This window comes from Streptomyces sp. NA04227 (genome assembly GCF_013364195.1).
Classification (GTDB): Bacteria; Actinomycetota; Actinomycetes; order Streptomycetales; family Streptomycetaceae; genus Streptomyces.
On sequence record NZ_CP054918.1, the window covers coordinates 7317842 to 7335520 of the forward strand.

Below are 17679 nucleotides of genomic sequence, written 5' to 3' on the forward strand. Positions count from 1 at the left end.
GTCCTGGTGGAGGACTCGGGATCAATCACGGTCAATTCGAGTCACCCCAGCTGTCGTCTTCTCGCCGACCTCGACCGCGATGTCGACTCCCTCCGGGAGGTAGATGTCGACTCGCGAGCCGAAGCGGATCAGACCGATCCGCTCACCCTGCTCGACCTTGGTGCCCGCGGGCACGTACGGCACGATGCGGCGGGCCACGGCCCCCGCGATCTGGATCATCTCGATGTCACCGAGCTCGGTGTCGAAGTGCCAGACGACGCGCTCGTTGTTCTCGCTCTCCTTGTTGAAGGCGGGAACGAAGCCACCGGGGATGTGCTCCACGGAGGTCACGGTCCCGGCCAGCGGAGCGCGGTTCACGTGGACGTTCAGGGGGCTCATGAAGATCGCGACGCGGGTGCGTCCGTCCTTCCACGGCATGATGCTCTGCACCACGCCGTCGGCGGGGGAGATCACCCTGCCCCGGGCGATCTCGCGCTCGGGGTCCCGGAAGAACCACAGCATGCCGGCGGCGAGTGCGGTGGCGGGCACGGCCAGCGCCGCGGCCTTCTTCGAACGGCGCGAGCGCGCCAGACTCAGCGCGGCGGTGGCCACGGTGGGCAGGAGCCACGGCGATGCTCCGCGCGCGAGACGTACGCCGGCGAGGCTGTCGCTTGGTGCAGAGATAGGGCTGTGGGGCATTGATGACCTTCGTAGCGGATGACGCCGCTCGGTGACGGGGGACGGGCGGCTTTCCGGCGATCGTATCGGTTGCGAGCCGCAACTGGGCAAGCCAGGAAGCCGAGTCGGCGCCCGCGGAGAGTGACGGGGTGTGATCCTCGGGTAGAGGAAAACACCCCGTACCCGAACATCTAACCCTGCAGTCGATACTCCTCGAGCAGCCGACGACCAATGATCATTTTTTGGATCTCGGCGGTACCTTCACCGATCAGCAGCATCGGAGCCTCGCGGTAGAGGCGCTCGATCTCGTACTCCTTGGAGAAGCCGTAGCCGCCGTGGATCCGGAAGGCGTCCTCGACGACCTCCTTGCAGTACTCGGAGGCGAGGTACTTCGCCATCCCTGCTTCGAGGTCGTTTCGCTCCCCGGAGTCCTTTTTGCGTGCTGCGTTCACCATCATGGCATGGGCCGCTTCGACCTTGGTAGCCATTTCGGCCAGCTTGAACTGGATGGCCTGGTGCTTCGCGATGACCTTGCCGAAGGTCTGACGCTGCTGCGCGTATGCCACACCCAGCTCAAATGCACGCTGAGCGACACCGCAGCCACGCGCCGCGACGTTGACGCGGCCCACTTCGACGCCGTCCATCATGTGGTAGAAACCACGGCCGGTCTCGCCGCCGAGTACGCGATTGGCCGGAATCCGGAGGTTGTCCATGATGAGCTCGGTCGTGTCGACGCCCTTGTAGCCCATCTTGTCGATCTTGCCGGGGATGGTCAGGCCCGGACGGACCTCGCCGAAGCCCGGCTCCTTCTCGACCAGGAAGGTCGTCATCGACTTGTGCGGGGCGGTGCCCTCCGGGTGGCCCTCGTCGGACCGTGTGAGAACCGCCACGAGGGTCGACGTGCCGCCGTTGGTCAGCCACATCTTCTGGCCGTTGAGGACGTACTCGTCGCCGTCCTTGACCGCCTTGGAGGAAATGGCCGAGACGTCGGAGCCGAGGGCGGGCTCGGACATCGAGAACGCGCCACGCACCTCGCCGAGCGCCATCCGCGGCAGGAAGTGGTCCTTCTGCTCCTGGGTGCCGTGCTGCTTGAGCATGTACGCCACGATGAAGTGGGTGTTGATGATGCCGGAGACCGACATCCAGCCACGGGCGATCTCCTCCACGCACAGCGCGTAGGTGAGGAGCGACTCGCCCAGACCCCCGTACTCCTCGGGGATCATCAGACCGAACAGGCCGAGTTCCTTCAGGCCGTCGACGATCTGCTGCGGGTACTCGTCGCGGTGCTCAAGCTCCGTCGCGACCGGGATGATCTCCTTGTCCACGAAGTCCCGTACCGTCGACAGGATTTCCTGCTGGACGTCGGTCAGGCCGTGGGTCTGGGCGAGTCGGCTCATTACTTCTTCTTCTCCACAAGCTCCGGGCGGCCCGGCTGCTCGCCGCCGCGCTCCTTGATGTACGTCTCGGTCGGGACCATCACCTTGCGGCGGAACACGCACACCAGGGTGCCGTCCTGCTTGTAGCCCTTGGTCTCGACGTACACGATGCCGCGGTCGTTCTTGGACTTCGACGGGGTCTTGTCCAGGACCGTGGTCTCGCCGTAGATGGTGTCGCCGTGGAAGGTCGGCGCGACATGGCGCAGCGACTCGATCTCCAGGTTGGCGATGGCCTTGCCGGAGACGTCCGGCACCGACATGCCGAGCAGCAGCGAGTAGATGTAGTTCCCGACGACGACGTTCTTGCCGAAGTCCGTCGTCTTCTCCGCATAGTTGGTGTCCATGTGGAGGGGGTGGTGGTTCATCGTCAGCAGGCAGAAGAGGTGGTCGTCGTACTCGGTGACCGTCTTTCCGGGCCAGTGCTTGTAGACCGCGCCGACCTCGAACTCTTCGTAGGTGCGTCCGAACTGCATAGTGCTCAGGCCTCCGGGGCTTCGAACTTGGACGTGCGCTGCATGCCGGCCGCCCGGCCCTTGCCGGAGATCACGAGCGCCATCTTGCGGCTGGCCTCGTCGATCATCTCGTCACCGAGCATGGCGGAGCCTTTCTTGCCGCCCGCCTCGGAGGTGTAGTAGTCGTACGCGTCGAGGATCAGCTCGGCGTGGTCGAAGTCCTCCTGCGAGGGCGAGTAGATCTCGTTGGCCGCGTCGACCTGGCCGGGGTGCAGCACCCACTTGCCGTCGAAGCCGAGCGCGGCGCTGCGGCCGGCGACCTCGCGGTAGCCGTCGACGTTCTTGATCTGCAGGTAGGGACCGTCGATCGCCTGGAGGTCGTGCATCCGGGCGGCCATCAGGATGCGCATCAGGATGTAGTGGTACGCGTCGGCGGTGTAGCCGGGCGGCTGCTCGCCGACCACCAGGGACTTCATGTTGATGGAGGCCATGAAGTCGGCCGGGCCGAAGATGATGGTCTCCAGACGCGGCGAGGCGGCGGCGATCGCGTCGACGTTCACCAGACCCTTGGCGTTCTCGATCTGCGCCTCGATGCCGATCTTGCCGACCTCGAAGCCCATGGTCTTCTCGATCTGGGTGAGCAGCAGGTCGAGCGCGACCACCTGCTCGGCGTCCTGGACCTTCGGCAGCATGATGCAGTCGAGGTTGGGGCCCGCGCCCTCGACGACGGTCACGACGTCGCGGTACGTCCAGTGCGTGGTCCAGTCGTTGACGCGCACCACGCGCGTCTTGCCGGTCCAGTCACCCTCGTTGAGCACCTTGACGATGTTGTGCCGGGCGTCCGGCTTCGCCAGCGGCGCGCAGGCGTCCTCGAGGTCGAGGAAGACCTGGTCGGCCGGGAGACCCTGGGCCTTCTCCAGGAAGCGCGGGTTGGACCCGGGCACCGCCAGACAGGAACGGCGGGGGCGAAGGCGGTTGACAGTCATGCGGGGACCTCCGTGCTTTCCAGATTCTTCAAGGGTTCCAGCTTGTTCGCCTTGCGGATCTCGTCGACGATACGGCCGATGATCTCCGTGATGCCGAAGTCCTTCGGTGTGAAGACCGCTGCGACACCCGCCGAGATGAGCGTCTCGGCGTCCGACTGGGGGATGATCCCACCCGCGATGACGGGGATGTCGGTGGCACCCGTCTCACGCAGCCGGTGCAGGACGTCGGGCACCAACTCGGCGTGCGAGCCGGACAGGATGGACAGACCGACGGCGTGTACGTCCTCGGCCACCGCGGCGTTCACGATCTGCTCCGGAGTGAGCCGGATGCCCTGGTAGACCACCTCGAAACCGGCGTCACGCGCGCGCACCGCGATCTGCTCGGCCCCGTTGGAGTGCCCGTCCAGGCCCGGCTTGCCCACCAGGAAGCGCAGCTTGCCGACACCGAGTTCCGCGGCGGTGGCGTCCACCTTGTCGCGGACGAGGGCCAGAGGGCTACCCTCCTCCGCGGCGACGGCCACCGGGGCGCTGGAGACACCGGTCGGCGCGCGGAACTCGCCGAAGACGTCCCTGAGGGCCCAGGCCCATTCGCCCGTGGTGACTCCGGCCCTGGCGCACTCCAGGGTCGACGCCATCAGGTTCTCGGTGCCGGCCGCCGCGCGCTTGAGTGCCTCCAGCGCGTCCTGGGCGCGGACTTCGTCCCGCTCGGTGCGCCAGGCGTGCAGCTTGGACACGACCTGGGCCTCGTTCTTGGGGTCGACCGTCATGATCGCCGTGTCGAGGTCCGCGGTGAGCGGGCTCGGCTCGGTCGACTCATAGCAGTTGACGCCGATGATCTTCTCCTGGCCGGCCTCGATCCGGGCCCGCCGCTCGGCGTGCGAGGACACCAACTGCGACTTCAGGTAACCGGATTCGACGGCCGCCATCGCGCCGCCCATCTCCTGGATCCGGTCGATCTCCCGGAAGGACTCCTCGACCAGCGCGTCGACCTTGGCCTCGATGACGTGCGAGCCCGCGAAGATGTCCTCGTACTCGAGCAGATCGCTCTCGTGGGCGAGGACCTGCTGGATGCGCAGCGACCACTGCTGGTCCCAGGGCCTGGGCAGACCCAGGGCCTCGTTCCACGCGGGCAGCTGCACGGCGCGTGCGCGGGCGTCCTTGGAGAGGGTGACCGCGAGCATTTCGAGCACGATGCGCTGGACGTTGTTCTCCGGCTGCGCCTCGGTCAGGCCAAGGGAGTTGACCTGCACGCCGTAACGGAACCGGCGCTGCTTCTCGTTCTCGATGCCGTAGCGCTCGCGGGTGATCTTCTCCCAGATGCGGCCGAAGGCGCGCATCTTGCACATCTCCTCGACGAAGCGCACGCCCGCGTTCACGAAGAAGGAGATACGCGCGACCACGTCGCCGAACTTCTCCGGCGGCACCTGGCCCGAGTCGCGCACCGCGTCGAGTACGGCGATGGCCGTGGACATCGCGTACGCGATCTCCTGTACCGGCGTGGCCCCGGCCTCCTGCAGGTGGTAGCTGCAGATGTTGATCGGGTTCCACTTGGGGATGTTGGCCACCGTGTAGGTGATCATGTCGGTCGTGAGGCGCAGGGAGGGCACCGGCGGGAAGACATGCGTCCCGCGCGAGAGGTACTCCTTGACGATGTCGTTCTGCGTCGTTCCCTGGAGCAGGCGGATGTCCGCTCCCTGCTCCTCAGCGACCACCTGGTAGAGCGCGAGCAGCCACATCGCGGTGGCGTTGATCGTCATGGAGGTGTTCATCTGTTCCAGGGGGATGTCCTGGAACAGCCTCCGCATGTCACCGAGATGCGAGACCGGGACGCCGACGCGGCCCACCTCGCCACGGGCGAGGATGTGGTCCGGGTCGTAGCCCGTCTGGGTCGGCAGGTCGAAGGCCACCGACAGACCCGTCTGGCCCTTGGCGAGATTACGCCGGTACAGCTCGTTGGACGCCTCGGCCGTCGAGTGACCGGCGTACGTCCGCATGAGCCAGGGGCGGTCCTTCTGGCGCTCTGTCATGTCCGAACCTCAGACGTTCCGGAAGCGGTTGATGGCGTCGAGGTGCTTGGCGCGCAGCTCGTGGTCGCGGACGCCGAGGCCTTCCTCGGGCGCCAGCGCGAGGACGCCGACCTTGCCCTGGTGGAGGTTCTTGTGCACGTCGAACGCCGCCTGGCCGGTCTCCTCCAGCGAGTAGACCTTGGAGAGGGTGGGGTGGATCTTGCCCTTGGCGATGAGGCGGTTGGCTTCCCAGGCTTCGCGGTAGTTGGCGAAGTGGGAGCCGATGATGCGCTTCAGGGACATCCACAGGTAGCGGTTGTCGTACTGGTGCATGTAGCCGCTGGTGGAGGCGCAGGTCGTGATGGTGCCGCCCTTGCGGGTGACGTAGACGGAGGCGCCGAAGGTTTCGCGGCCGGGGTGTTCGAAGACGATGTCGATGTCCTCGCCGCCGGTGAGTTCGCGGATGCGCTTGCCGAAGCGCTTCCATTCCTTCGGGTCCTGGGTGTTCTCGTCCTTCCAGAACTTGTAGCCCTCGGCCTTGCGGTCGATGATCGCCTCGGCGCCCATGGCGCGGCAGATGTCGGCCTTGTCCTCGCTGGAGACGACGCAGATGGGGTTGGCGCCGCCGGCGAGGGCGAACTGGGTGGCGTAGGAGCCGAGTCCGCCGGAGGCGCCCCAGATCAGGACGTTGTCGCCCTGCTTCATGCCGGCGCCGTTGCGGGAGACGAGCTGGCGGTAGGCGGTGGAGTTGACCAGGCCCGGAGCTGCGGCCTCTTCCCAGGAGAGGTGGTCGGGCTTGGGCATCAGCTGGTTGGACTTGACCAGCGCGATCTCGGCCAGGCCACCGAAGTTGGTCTCGAAGCCCCAGATGCGCTGCTCGGGGTCGAGCATGGTGTCGTTGTGGCCGTCGGAGGACTCCAGCTCGACCGACAGGCAGTGCGCGACAACCTCGTCACCGGGGGTCCAGGCGTTGACGCCGGGGCCGGTGCGCAGGACGACACCGGCCAGGTCCGAGCCGATGACGTGGTACGGCAGGTCGTGACGCTTGGTCAGCTCCGACAGACGCCCGTACCGCTCCAGGAAACCGAACGTGGACACGGGCTCGAAGATCGAGGTCCAGACCGAGTTGTAGTTCACGGAGGACGCCATCACGGCGACCAGAGCCTCGCCCGGGCCGAGCTCGGGGAGGGCGACCTCATCGAGGTGGAGGGACTTGCGGGGGTCCTTCTCGTGGGACGGCAGCCCGGCGAACATCTCCTGCTCGTCCTTGTGCACAGTCACTGCGCGGTAGGACTCGGGCAGGGGAATCGCGGCGAAATCCGCGGCCTTGGCGTCCTGCGATTGGATCGCGTCCAGGATGTCCTTCACGGTGATGCCTCCAAGCTCCCCCGGACTGGCTGGGGGAGATGCGCGTTTTTTGGGGGTCTGAGGGAACCCCCGGGTGTACAGGGGCCGGGTACTGCTGTGGAGGTATGCCGTCGGTTCGGCGGGTCTTGCTGGCAGCGCTTTGTGGCGCGGACTGTTGCCTGTGACGCAGGCGCCCGGGCGCGCAAGCGGAGGCTTGCGGGGACAGCCGGCGTACGACGGTGCTCTGCACGCCGGCCGCCCGGACACTCTCAACGTATGGCACCGCGTGCCAGGTGACAAGACACTGCGTGCCAGCAATTTCTCTCAGTTGTCATTCCGTCGTAACGGATGAACGTTGATCGATCAAACCGGCCGTTTCCGCAGGTCGTGGCCACCTTCGAGTGTGCGGGTGCGAAGCCTGCGGGAGGCCTGAAAGGACGCCGGAGGCGGCCGTTCCGGCGTCGGGTGCCGGGCGGCGGCCGCCTCTCAGGGTGATGGCGAACTCACTTGAAGTGAGGGCGAAAAAACCCGCGTCGGGTACGCGGGACCGAAAGCGGACGGCGTCCGCACGGGGTGGTGGTGTGGATCGGCGGACGGGGACCGGATCGGTGCGGGAAGTCCGCGGAGAATCGGTCCGGGGAGTCCGCGGACCGCCCTATCAGGGCCGGAGGAGGGGCCATGGGCGTGGCCCCCGCCCCTCGCCCGGCCGCGACGTCAGCGACGTCCGTGCAGCGCCTGCTCGATCGTCCGCATGATCTGGTCCAGCGGTGTGTCCGTACGGGTCACGGTCACCAGGACGTCCCCGGAGGAGGTGGCCGAGACCGGCGCCTGCGGCTCGTCCTCCGTGCTGCGACCGGCGCCTATGCCCATGCCGAAGGTGCGGCGCACGATGGCGAAGGCATGGTCCAACTGCGCCTCCACATCGCCTTGTCCGTCCGCGCGCAGCCAGCGGCGCAGTACGTGGTTGTGCGCCGTGACCACCGCCGAGGCGGCCACCTCGGCGAGCAGCGGATCGTCGTTGCCGTCGTGGTGGTCACGCTCGTCGAAGTGGCCGAGAAGGTAACGGGTGAACAGCCGCTCGTAGCGGGCCACCGAGGCGATCTCCGCCTCCCGCAGGGTGGGCACCTCGCGGGTCAGCCGGTAGCGGGCCACCGAGATGTCCGGCTGCGCCGCGTACATGCGCATGACTTCCTTGATCCCGCGGCACACCGTGTCGAGCGGATGCTCGTGCGCGGGCGCCGCGTTGAGCACGGCCTCCGCGCGGATCAGGGTGTCGTCGTGATCGGGGAAGATCGCCTCTTCCTTGGAGCGGAAGTGCCGGAAGAAGGTGCGCCGGGCGACCCCGGCCGCCGCGGCGATCTCGTCGACCGTCGTCGCCTCGTACCCCTTGGTGGCGAACAGCTCCATGGCCGCGGCGGCGAGCTCCCGGCGCATTTTCAGCTTCTGTGCGGCGGCCCGGCCGACGGCCGAGGAACGCTCCGGAGTCTCGGAGGTGCCGGACGTACGAGGGGACTTGGCGGACTGGGGCATGCCACGAACGTACTGCATGGAGGCGCCCGGACGTGCATGCCCGGGTGCTCCGCCGCCCTCGGCGGGCGACGGAGCCGCAGCAGGTTCGAGCAGTCCGCCCCAGTCGGCCGACTCCGTACGTTCGTCCCGGCTCGTGTCAGCGCCGGGCATATTCGCGGAAGCCACGGCCGGTCTTGCGGCCGAGGCAGCCCGCCGCCACCAGGTGCTCCAGGAGCGGGGCCGGGGCCAGGCCCGGGTCACGGAACTCCGCGTGCAGCACGCGCTCGATGGCCAGCGAGACGTCCAGGCCGACCACGTCGAGCAGTTCGAACGGGCCCATCGGGTAGCCGCCGCCGAGCTTCATGGCGGTGTCGATGTCGTCGAGGCTGGCGTAGTGCTCCTCCAGCATCTTGATCGCGTTGTTGAGGTACGGGAACAGCAGCGCGTTCACGATGAAGCCGGCGCGGTCGCCGCAGTCCACCGGGTGCTTGCGGATCTTCGTGCACAGGTCGCGGACGGTGGCGTGGACGTCGTCGGCGGTGAGCACCGTGCGCACCACCTCGACCAGCTTCATCGCCGGGGCCGGGTTGAAGAAGTGCATCCCGATGACGTCCTGCGGGCGCGAGGTGGCGCGGGCGCAGGCGACGACCGGCAGCGAGGAGGTGGTGGTCGCGAGCACCGCACCCGGCTTGCAGATCTTGTCGAGCTGGGCGAAGAGCTGCTGCTTGATCTCCAGGTCCTCGGCGATGGCCTCGACCGCGAGGTCGACGTCGGCGAAGGACTCGTAGGTCCCGGCGGGCGTGATGCGCGCGAGCGTCTCGGCGGCCGCCTCGGCGGTCAGTCGCCCCTTGTCGACAGAGCGCTGAAGGGACTTGCCGATACGCGCCTTGGCCTTCTCCGCCTTCTCGTCGCTGCGCGCGGCGAGCACCACGGAGAAGCCGGACTTGGCGAAGACCTCGGCGATGCCGGAGGCCATGGTGCCCGAGCCCACCACGCCGACCGAGGTGATCGTGCGGCCCTCGGCGCCGCCGCCGTCCTGCCGCGGCGTCAGCGCGTCGGCGACGACGGTGGCGCTGCCCGCCTCCGCGTAGGTGTAGAAGCCGCGGCCGGTCTTGCGGCCGGTCAGGCCCGCTTCGCTGAGCTGCCTCAGGATCGGGGCGGGGGCGTGCAGACGGTCGCGCGAGGCCTCGTACATCGCCTCCAGGACGGTACGGGCGGTGTCGATGCCGATCAGGTCGAGCAGTTCGAGCGGGCCCATCGGCAGGCCGCAGCCGAGCTTCATGGCGGCGTCGATGTCCTCGCGGGAGGCGTAGTTCGCCTCGTACATCGAGGCGGCCTGGTTGAGGTAGCCGAACAGCAGCCCGTCGGCGATGAAGCCGGGGCGGTCGCCCGCGGTCACCGGGTCCTTGCCCAGTTCGGCGACCAGGGAGGTCACGGCTGCCGCGGCGGCCGGGCCGGTCAGCACGGTGGAGACGACCTCGACCAGCTTCATGGCCGGGGCCGGGTTGAAGAAGTGCAGACCCAGCACGCGCTCCGGGTGCTGGGTGTCGGCCGCGAGGCGGGTCACGGACAGCGCGTTGGTACCGGTCGCCAGGATGGTGTCGGGCCGCACGATCGAGTCGAGGGCCTGGAAGATCTGCTGCTTGATCTCGTACGACTCCGGGGCGACCTCGATGACCAGGTCGGCGTCGGCCGCGGCCTGGAGGTCGGTGAAGGTGCGGAAGCGGGCGAGAACGTCCCCGCGCTCCTGTTCGGTCAGGCGCTCACGCTCCACCGCGCGGGCGGTCGAGGCCTCGAGGGCGGCGTTGGCCTGGCTGGCGGCGGCCTCACTGATGTCGATGCCGATGACCTCACGGCCACCTCGGGCGAGCACCTCGGCGATGCCGGTGCCCATGGTGCCGAGGCCGATGACGGCGACGGTGTTCAGGGAGAGCGGGGGTGTGTCGGACAGGGGAGCGGCCATCGCGGGACTCCAGACAATGAGTGACGACTGAGGGTGTGCGCGGGCGCCAACGGGCAGGCCGCACAGGGGAAGCGAGCGCCGACTGCCGGGGTGCGCACGATGCGCCCGGCGGGCGAGCGACGGGCCCTGTCCCGGGGCCACGTCGTACTGAGGTACTTGCGGGTACCGAACCGACAAACATGTCCGGCGGCTGCGTCACCAGGCCACCGGAGCCAGCGGGGAGGGTGTCCCGCTCGTCTGAGCTTAACTTGCGGGTAACGAGCACGCCAGAGGGCGAACAGAGTCCTGCATGTGACCTGTGTCGCGGCCCGGAAAGCCCTAAAGTCGAGATGTGGACAAGGAGTTACGTGCCCTTACCGAGCGTCTGCGGATCGAATCGGGCGGCGACGAGCGCTATCGACGCCTCATCGCGACCCGGGACCACGAGACGCTCGCCGTGGTCCTCACGGCGCCGGGGGAGCCCCTGTGGGCCCGTGAACTCGCGGCCTTCCGGCTGGGCACCGCAGGCGACCGGCGCGCCTTCGAATCCCTTGTCCTCCTGCTCAACCACCGCGATCAGCAGCGCTGCGCCAGCGCGGCACAAGCGCTCGCCAGACTCCGCGACCCGCGCACCGCGCGCGCCGCGGCGGCGCTCGCGACCAACTCCCTGCGCACGGCGTACGCCCTCCATCCCGTGCGCCTGCTGACCGCCCTGCGCGCCCCCGAGTCCGCACCGGCCCTGATCACCACCCTGGAGCGGCTCCTCTCACCCCACGAGCAGTACTGGCGCATCGCCCTGGCCTGCGTCGAAGGACTCGGCGCGCTCGGCGATCCCAGGGCCCGTCCGGTACTGACCGCGGCGGCGGGTCATCCGCGGCTCGCGGCGGCGGCTTCGGCCTCGTTGGCGCGGCTGGGGCGATAGGCGCGGGTAGGGCAAGGGCGCGGATCTCGGGGCGCAGGTCGAGGGCCCCGGCCCAGTCCTGATTACGGATCGTGGGCTGCGGGCTGCGGGCTGCGGGCTGCGGCTCCAGGCGGTGCGAGATCAGCCGAGCGTCATGCTGTAGCGGACCTCGGTGATCGGGACCCCGTCCACCATGTCCACTTGCTCGGCACCGTCGGCCATCAGTCCCGCGCGTTCGTAGAAGCGCCGGGCCCGGAGGTTGCCTGCCAGGACCCACAGGCGCAGATGTGCGTAGCCCGCGTCCGCGCAGTGCGTGACGCAGTGCTGGAGGAGGAGTCGTCCGAGGCCGGTGGAGAGCTGCTCTGGGTCTGCGTAGAGGGCGTACAACTCGCTGTCGGGCGAGGTGGATTGGGAGGTGGATTGGGCCCGAGTGACGGTGTGGGCGGGGGTCGGCCGGGGCGCTTCCTCCTCGCGGAAAGGACCCCAGCAGGCCCAGCCCGCGATACGGCCCTGGCGTACGGCCACCATGTTCCGTACGGACGGCGGCTGCCGCGCGAGCAGTCGGCGCCGGGCCTCGGCGTCCTGTGCGGGGTCGAGTGCGTCGAGGTGGGACTGCGGCATGAGGCCCGCGTAGGCATGGCGCCAGCCGTCGACGCGAAGCGCGCCGACCGCCTCGCAGTCGGCCTCGGTCATCGGCCGTACCCGGGTCTCCATGCGCCGCATCGTAGTCGGCAGGGCCGTTGACCTGCGGTGGACCGTCCTGCGGGGTGGGCGGACCGGCGGCCGTCGGTGAGGGAGGGCGGACGGCCCGGGCATCGGCCGGAGAACTGCACAGGCACATTGTCAGTGGTGTGCGTCACAGTTGTCTGAGGAGTGGGCGCCGAGCCGGACGCCCGTGACCGACCTAGGGAAACCGTGATGACGTACGCGATTCAGGCCGAGGGCCTGGCCAAGAGATTCAAGGAGACGCAGGCGCTGGCCGGAGTCGATCTGGCGGCGCGTACCGGCAGTGTGCTCGCTCTGCTGGGTCCGAACGGTGCGGGCAAGACCACGGCGGTCCGCGTCTTCGCCACCCTGATCAGACCTGATGGCGGCCGTGCCACGGTCCTCGGGCACGACGTGGTGCGCGAGCCGGGACTGGTGCGCGCGGCGATCGGTCTGACCGGGCAGTACGCGGCGGTCGACGAGAACCTGACCGGTACCGAGAACCTGCTGATGATCGGGCGACTGCTCGCCATGCCCCGCCGCGAGGCGAAGGCGCGGGCGGCCGAACTCCTCGACCGGTTCCAGCTCTCGGACGCGGCGGGCCGTGCGGTGAAGACCTACTCGGGCGGCATGCGGCGGCGGCTCGACCTGGCCGCCAGCCTGGTGGGCAGGCCGCAGATCCTGTTCCTCGACGAGCCGACGACCGGTCTCGACCCGCACAGCCGCGGCGAGGTCTGGGACATGCTGCGCGGTCTGGTGGCCGAAGGCGTGACGGCGCTGCTCACCACCCAGTACCTGGAGGAGGCCGACAAGCTCGCGGACGACGTGGTGGTGATCGACAAGGGCCGGGTGATCGCCGAGGGCACGCCCGACGAACTGAAGTCGGCCGTCGGCGGGCAGGTGCTCCAACTTCGGCCCGCCGACGCGGCGGACCTGCCCGCCGTGCAGGCGCTGGTGGCCGAGGCGGCCGGGCGGCAGACGCAGACCGAGGGCGAGTTGATCACCGTCCCGGTCACCGACGCGGCGCTGATGCCCGCGATCGTGCGGCGGCTCGACCGGGAGGGCATCGCGGTCAGCGAACTGGCCCTGCGGCGCTCCTCCCTGGACGAGGTCTTCCTCGCCCTGACCGGTCACCGGGCCGAGCCCGAGTCCGCGAAGGGCGACGAAGACAGCCCCGACGACGCCGACTTCGAACGGGTGGGGAGCACCTCATGACCACACAGTCCCTGTCCGCACCGCTCCGCAAGGGTGGCCGCGTCCCCCTGGGAGCCGGGATCCGGCAGACCGGCACCATGGCCTGGCGCAGCCTGGTCTCGGTCAAACACAATCCGCTCGAACTGGTCGACTACAGCATCACGCCGATCATGTTCGTCTTCCTCTTCACCTACGTCTTCGGCGGTCAGATGGCCGGAAGCCCCAAGGAGTACCTGCAGTACGCGCTGCCCGGCATCATCGTGCAGAACACGCTGTTCATGAGCATGTACACGGCCATGGCGCTCAACAGCGACCTGACCAAGGGCGTCTTCGACCGGCTGCGCAGTCTGCCGATCGCCCGCTCCGCCCCGCTCTTCGGCCGGATCACCGCCGACCTGGCCAAACAGCTCTGGGGAATGCTGCTGATGCTGGGCATCGGCGCGCTGCTCGGCTTCCGTATCCACGGCGGTGTCGGCGGCTTCGTGGGCGCCGCGCTGCTGCTCATGCTCTTCGCGGCGGCCGTGTCGTGGAGTGCGGTGCTCATCGGCATGCTGGCGGGCGACCCGGAGAAGGTCCAGGTCTTCGCCTTCACGCTGATCTTCCCGATCACCTTCACCAGCAGCGCGTTCGTACGGGTGGAGACCATGCCCGGCTGGCTGCAGGCGTGGGTCGACATCAACCCGGTCACGCATCTGTCCGACGCCTTCCGCGGACTGCTGCTCGGCGGCGAGGTGGGCAAGCCGGTGCTGTGGTCCCTGCTCTGGGCGGCCGCGATCGCCGCGGTCTTCATCCCCCTGGCGATGCGGGCGTACCGGGCCCGGGCCTGAGCGCGGGAGGCGGATCCGGAAGTTCAGAATGAAGGAGGCGCCCGGAGCTGGTCGTAGGCACAGCGAGGCGGGGCGGACCGAGTGTGCGCCGGTCCGCCCCGCAGCCGCTCAAGTCCCGGCTGGGATGAGCTAGTTGCGGCCGAGCAGGGCGTGCAGCGAGGCCCCGCGAGTGGCCGACTTGGTGAGTTTCTGCGGCTTCGGGTCGGGTTGCCGCTCGCAGTACGCGTCGGCCGGGCCCTCGGCTCTCGGTACCGCGCCCGTGTCCAGGTACTTGCTCAAGTACCCGTCCAGGCAACTGCTTCCGCTGAGCGTGATGCCGTGGTTTCCGCCGCCCTGTTCGACGACGAAACTCGACCGGCCGAGCGCCCGGTGCAAGGTGGCGCCGCCCTCGTACGGCGTGGCGGCGTCGTCGGTGGCCTGGAAGAGCAGGACCGGCGGGAGGCGGTCGTTGCGGACGTCCGTCGGCGTCAGCGACTCGGTGGGCCAGAAGGCACAAGGAGCGTTGTACCAGGCGTTGTTCCAGGTGGAGAAGGGCGCCTTGTCGTGGACGGCCCGGTTGTCGGCCCGCCACACGTTCCAGTCGCGCGGCCAGGGCGCGTCCCGGCACTGCACCGCCGCATAGATGCTGTAGCCGTTGTCGCCCGCGGTGTCGACGGCGCCCAGCTTCTCGTACGCGGCGACCAGCGGCTCGGGCTTCTTGTCGTTCACATACGCGGCGAAGGCCTTGGCCAGGTCGGGCCAGTAGCCGTCGAAGTACCCGCCGGGCAGGAAGGTGTCCTCCAGCTCGCCGCCGCCGACCCGGCCGCCCGCCGGGTTCTCGGTCACCGCCTCCCGCATCCGCGACCACTTGGCGCCGACCTCGGCCGGGTCGGTGCCGAGGCGGTACGTGGCGTCGTGCCGCGCGACCCAGGCGAGGAAGGCCTCGTGGCGGGCGTTGAAGGCGATGTCCTGGTCGAGGTTGTCGCGGTACCAGACGCCGGTCGGGTCGACGATCGAGTCGAGCACCATCCGGCGCACCCGCTCCGGGTGGAGCTTGGCGTAGACGGCGCCGAGATAGGTGCCGTAGGAGTAGCCGAAGTAGTTGATCTTCGAGACGCCGAGGGCACGGCGGATGGCGTCCACGTCCTGTGCCGCGCTGACCGTGTCGATGTACGGCAGCACGTCCCGGTACTTCTTGCCGCAGGCCTCGGCGAAGCCGCGGGCCCGGTCCAGGTTGGCGTGCTCCACCACCGGGCGGTCCGGGATGCTCGGTGGGCGCACCGGGTCGAAGTGCCCGGGCGAACAGTTGAGGGCCGGGCTGGACTTGCCCACACCGCGCGGGTCGAAGCCGATGACGTCGTACTGCGCGGCCGTCTTCGCGGGCAGCGAGTCCGCCACGAAGCCCGCCAGCGCGAGTCCGCTGCCGCCCGGTCCGCCGGGGTTGACCAGCAGCGGGCCCTGGGACTTCGCGGCGGTGTGCTCGATCCGGGACAGGGCGAGAGTGATCTGCCGCCCGCCGGGCCGGTCGTGGTCGAGCGGCACCTTGAGCGAGGCGCATTCGAGCCGGGGGTAGTTCTTGGTCGGGCACTTGGTCCAGGCGAGTCCGGCGGACCGGGGCTCCGTATCGGCGCTGGCCGAGTGCGGCAGGGCGGAGAGCATCCCGGCGACCGCCGCCGCGGCTCCGCACAGCGCGACTGCGCGTTTCTTCATGTGGCCTCCCGGAGTGGGGGGTTCGGAGCCGTGGGCACGGCCCTCGCCCGCATCGTCCCGGAAAGATCGTGATGAAGAGTCGCTTATCAGAGGAATTGGGGAGAGTTAAGCCATATGGCGGGAGCGTTCGCGGCGGGTCGTGGTGCGGGAGGCCCGAGGCGCGCGCCGTGCACGCTTTCCCATGGGGCGCCCACGAGCCCGAACCGGCTCGTCGGGGTGCGGTCTCCTGCCTCGGGGGGCGTGGTCTCATGCCGAAGGGGGCTTGTGGCGGAGCGGTCTCGGATCCGGGGGCGCGCTCTCGGGCTGGGCTGACCGAATCGAACTGATTGGATCGAGCTGACTGGATCGAACTGATCGGAACGAGCTGATCGGATAGAGCCGATCAGATCAGGCTGAGCTGGGTGGCTTCCTGCGCGGGCGCCGGTGCCTGTTCGGGAACGGTGGCGATCCGGCGAGCGAGCCCGGGGCGGTGGTTCGGGCCGATGCCGAACTCCTGGGCCAGTTCGTGTACTTGGCGGGTGATCCGGCGCTGGTACCACTTCGGTGCGTACGCACCCTCCGCGTACAGCCGCTCGTAGCGCCGGACCAGGTGCGGGTGGTGCCGGGCCAGCCAGGCCATGAACCACTCGCGGGCGCCGGGGCGCAGATGCAGGACGAGTGGTGTCACCGAGGTGGCGCCGGAGGCGGCGATGGCCCGCACCGTGGTGCGCAGTTGGTCGGGACGGTCGCCGAGGAACGGGATCACCGGCGCCATCAGGACGCCGCAGCCGATGCCGTTCTCGCTCAGTGTGCGGACCACGGCCAGCCGTCGCTCGGGTGCCGGAGTGCCGGGCTCGACCGTGCGCCACAGCTCCTGGTCGGTGAAGCCGACGGAGACCGAGATGCCGACATCGGTGACCCGTGAGGCCTCGCGCAGCAGTTCCAGGTCCCGCAGGATCAGCGTCCCCTTGGTGAGGATCGAGAAGGGGTTGGCGCGATCGCGCAGCGCGGCGATGATCCCGGGCATCAGTGCGTACCGGCCCTCCGCGCGCTGATAGCAATCGACATTCGTACCCATCGCGATGTGCTCACCGCGCCAGCGCGGCGAGGCCAGTTGACGGCGCAGCAGTTCGGGTGCGTTCACCTTGACCACGATCTGACTGTCGAAGCCGAGCCCGGTGTCCAGGTCCAGATAGCTGTGGGTCTTGCGGGCGAAGCAGTACACGCAGGCGTGTGTGCAGCCGCGATACGGGTTCACCGTCCACTCGAAGGGCATGCGCGAGGCGCCGGGCACCCGGTTCACGATCGAACGCGCCCTGATCTCGTGGAAGGTCACCCCGCGGAATTCGGGGGTGTCGAAGGTGCGGGTGGTGACCGCGTCCGCGCCGAACAGTGCGGCCTCCCGCTCCCGGTTCTGTGTCGTCGCCGTCAGGTTCTCCCAGCGCATGGCTCCTCCTCGGTGGCACTGCGCAGAGAATAGAACAAACGTTCCCATGATCGTGCGACCCCGGTTTTGGTGTGTCGCGGCACCAGTGGTTGGCTTGCCGCACCCCCCGCAGCAACTCACCTTGTAAGGAAGTGCCATGGCGCAGGTCGAGGCCACCACCCAGCGGACCATCAAGGCCCAGCCCGACGACGTGTTCCGCGTGCTCGCCGACTACGCGGGCAGCCGCGAGTCGCTGCTGCCCGAGCAGTACAGCGAGTACGAGGTGCGCGAGGGCGGCAAGGGCGAGGGCACCCTCGTCCACTGGCGGCTCCAGGCCACCAGCAAGCGGGTGCGCGACTGCCTGCTCGAGGTCACCGAGCCCACCGAGGGTGAACTCGTCGAGAAGGACCGCAACTCCACGATGGTCACCACCTGGCGCGTCACTCCCGCCGGTGAGGGCGCCGCACGTGTCGTCGTCAACGCGGCGTGGAGCGGTGCGAGCGGCGTCGGCGGCTTCTTCGAGCGGACCTTCGCTCCCAAGGGTCTGAACCGGATCCACGACGAGGTCCTCGCCAAGCTCGCCGCGGCCACCGAGAAGTGAACCCCCGGGCGCCGTCGGCCGG

Annotated in this window: 15 protein-coding genes; 4 read left to right on the forward strand and 11 right to left on the reverse strand. The window is 68.9% G+C overall.

Annotated features, from left to right (window positions below):
• Window positions 1-21 precede the first annotated feature (21 nt).
• The 8 genes from HUT18_RS30775 to HUT18_RS30810 form a co-directional block, all read right to left on the reverse strand.
• On the reverse strand, window positions 22-678 hold the full coding sequence (locus HUT18_RS30775; protein WP_176103779.1) for a phosphatidylserine decarboxylase: 657 nt from the start codon (window positions 676-678) through the stop codon (window positions 22-24).
• A 170-nt stretch (window positions 679-848) separates the two neighbouring features.
• Complete coding sequence (locus HUT18_RS30780; protein ID WP_176103780.1) at window positions 849-2054, reverse strand: acyl-CoA dehydrogenase family protein; 1206 nt, start codon at window positions 2052-2054, stop codon at window positions 849-851.
• Window positions 2054-2566 (reverse strand): MaoC family dehydratase, encoded by a 513-nt coding sequence (locus tag HUT18_RS30785; protein WP_176103781.1) that lies wholly within the window; start codon window positions 2564-2566, stop codon window positions 2054-2056. Before HUT18_RS30785 ends, HUT18_RS30780 begins: the two co-directional genes overlap by 1 nt.
• Window positions 2567-2571: 5 nt before the next feature.
• The gene (locus HUT18_RS30790; protein ID WP_176103782.1) at window positions 2572-3531 is read right to left on the reverse strand and encodes a CoA ester lyase; all 960 of its coding nucleotides are present in this window, start codon (window positions 3529-3531) and stop codon (window positions 2572-2574) included.
• The gene (locus HUT18_RS30795) at window positions 3528-5558 is read right to left on the reverse strand and encodes a protein meaA (RefSeq protein ID WP_176103783.1); all 2031 of its coding nucleotides are present in this window, start codon (window positions 5556-5558) and stop codon (window positions 3528-3530) included. The genes HUT18_RS30790 and HUT18_RS30795 overlap by 4 nt, the downstream gene beginning before the upstream one ends.
• A gap of 9 nt (window positions 5559-5567) precedes the next feature.
• The gene (gene ccrA / locus HUT18_RS30800) at window positions 5568-6905 is read right to left on the reverse strand and encodes a crotonyl-CoA carboxylase/reductase (RefSeq protein ID WP_176103784.1); all 1338 of its coding nucleotides are present in this window, start codon (window positions 6903-6905) and stop codon (window positions 5568-5570) included.
• Window positions 6906-7598: 693 nt separating this feature from the next.
• Window positions 7599-8432 carry a TetR family transcriptional regulator gene (locus HUT18_RS30805; RefSeq protein ID WP_217710530.1) on the reverse strand — a complete coding sequence of 278 codons (834 nt, stop codon included), beginning with the start codon at window positions 8430-8432 and terminating at the stop codon, window positions 7599-7601.
• 118 nt (window positions 8433-8550) lie between these two features.
• A complete protein-coding gene (locus HUT18_RS30810) occupies window positions 8551-10356 on the reverse strand; it encodes a 3-hydroxyacyl-CoA dehydrogenase family protein (RefSeq protein ID WP_176103785.1) in 1806 nt (601 codons plus the stop codon).
• A gap of 331 nt (window positions 10357-10687) precedes the next feature.
• On the opposite strand from HUT18_RS30810, the gene HUT18_RS30815 reads away from it, so the two are divergent.
• Entirely contained in the window at window positions 10688-11257 is a 570-nt protein-coding gene (locus HUT18_RS30815) for a HEAT repeat domain-containing protein (RefSeq protein ID WP_176103786.1), read from the forward strand.
• Window positions 11258-11377: 120 nt separating this feature from the next.
• Here the strand turns inward: HUT18_RS30815 and HUT18_RS30820 are convergent, their stop codons facing one another.
• Window positions 11378-11950 (reverse strand): GNAT family N-acetyltransferase, encoded by a 573-nt coding sequence (locus tag HUT18_RS30820; protein ID WP_254878885.1) that lies wholly within the window; start codon window positions 11948-11950, stop codon window positions 11378-11380.
• A 204-nt stretch (window positions 11951-12154) separates the two neighbouring features.
• Here HUT18_RS30820 and HUT18_RS30825 point away from each other — a divergent pair, with 204 nt between their 5' ends.
• Window positions 12155-13156 (forward strand): ATP-binding cassette domain-containing protein, encoded by a 1002-nt coding sequence (locus HUT18_RS30825; RefSeq protein ID WP_176103788.1) that lies wholly within the window; start codon window positions 12155-12157, stop codon window positions 13154-13156.
• Window positions 13153-13962: an ABC transporter permease gene (locus HUT18_RS30830; RefSeq protein WP_176103789.1), complete on the forward strand. Its 810-nt coding sequence runs from the start codon at window positions 13153-13155 to the stop codon at window positions 13960-13962. The genes HUT18_RS30825 and HUT18_RS30830 overlap by 4 nt, the downstream gene beginning before the upstream one ends.
• Window positions 13963-14091: 129 nt before the next feature.
• On the opposite strand, the gene HUT18_RS30835 is transcribed toward HUT18_RS30830, so the two are convergent.
• Together HUT18_RS30835 and HUT18_RS30840 are read right to left on the reverse strand one after the other, a co-directional pair.
• Window positions 14092-15651 carry an alpha/beta hydrolase gene (locus tag HUT18_RS30835; protein WP_176103790.1) on the reverse strand — a complete coding sequence of 520 codons (1560 nt, stop codon included), beginning with the start codon at window positions 15649-15651 and terminating at the stop codon, window positions 14092-14094.
• Window positions 15652-16033: 382 nt separating this feature from the next.
• Window positions 16034-17077 (reverse strand): Rv2578c family radical SAM protein, encoded by a 1044-nt coding sequence (locus HUT18_RS30840; protein ID WP_176103791.1) that lies wholly within the window; start codon window positions 17075-17077, stop codon window positions 16034-16036.
• Window positions 17078-17213: 136 nt separating this feature from the next.
• Between HUT18_RS30840 and HUT18_RS30845 the strand changes: the two genes are divergently transcribed.
• Window positions 17214-17657, forward strand: a complete 444-nt coding sequence (locus HUT18_RS30845; protein ID WP_176103792.1) for an SRPBCC family protein — start codon at window positions 17214-17216, stop codon at window positions 17655-17657.
• Window positions 17658-17679: the final 22 nt, after the last annotated feature.

Excerpts from the sequence above, each read along its gene's own strand:
- HUT18_RS30775 (WP_176103779.1), bottom strand. The coding sequence starts at position 678 with ATGCCCCACAGCCCTATCTCTGCACCAAGCGACAGCCTCGCCGGCGTA.
- HUT18_RS30780 (WP_176103780.1), bottom strand. The coding sequence starts at position 2,054 with ATGAGCCGACTCGCCCAGACCCACGGCCTGACCGACGTCCAGCAGGAA.
- HUT18_RS30785 (WP_176103781.1), bottom strand. The coding sequence starts at position 2,566 with ATGCAGTTCGGACGCACCTACGAAGAGTTCGAGGTCGGCGCGGTCTAC.
- HUT18_RS30790 (WP_176103782.1), bottom strand. The coding sequence starts at position 3,531 with ATGACTGTCAACCGCCTTCGCCCCCGCCGTTCCTGTCTGGCGGTGCCC.
- HUT18_RS30795 (WP_176103783.1), bottom strand. The coding sequence starts at position 5,558 with ATGACAGAGCGCCAGAAGGACCGCCCCTGGCTCATGCGGACGTACGCC.
- HUT18_RS30805 (WP_217710530.1), bottom strand. The coding sequence starts at position 8,432 with ATGCAGTACGTTCGTGGCATGCCCCAGTCCGCCAAGTCCCCTCGTACG.
- HUT18_RS30810 (WP_176103785.1), bottom strand. The coding sequence starts at position 10,356 with ATGGCCGCTCCCCTGTCCGACACACCCCCGCTCTCCCTGAACACCGTC.
- HUT18_RS30820 (WP_254878885.1), bottom strand. The coding sequence starts at position 11,950 with ATGGAGACCCGGGTACGGCCGATGACCGAGGCCGACTGCGAGGCGGTC.
- HUT18_RS30825 (WP_176103788.1), top strand. The coding sequence starts at position 12,155 with ATGACGTACGCGATTCAGGCCGAGGGCCTGGCCAAGAGATTCAAGGAG.
- HUT18_RS30830 (WP_176103789.1), top strand. The coding sequence starts at position 13,153 with ATGACCACACAGTCCCTGTCCGCACCGCTCCGCAAGGGTGGCCGCGTC.
- HUT18_RS30835 (WP_176103790.1), bottom strand. The coding sequence starts at position 15,651 with ATGAAGAAACGCGCAGTCGCGCTGTGCGGAGCCGCGGCGGCGGTCGCC.
- HUT18_RS30840 (WP_176103791.1), bottom strand. The coding sequence starts at position 17,077 with ATGCGCTGGGAGAACCTGACGGCGACGACACAGAACCGGGAGCGGGAG.
- HUT18_RS30845 (WP_176103792.1), top strand. The coding sequence starts at position 17,214 with ATGGCGCAGGTCGAGGCCACCACCCAGCGGACCATCAAGGCCCAGCCC.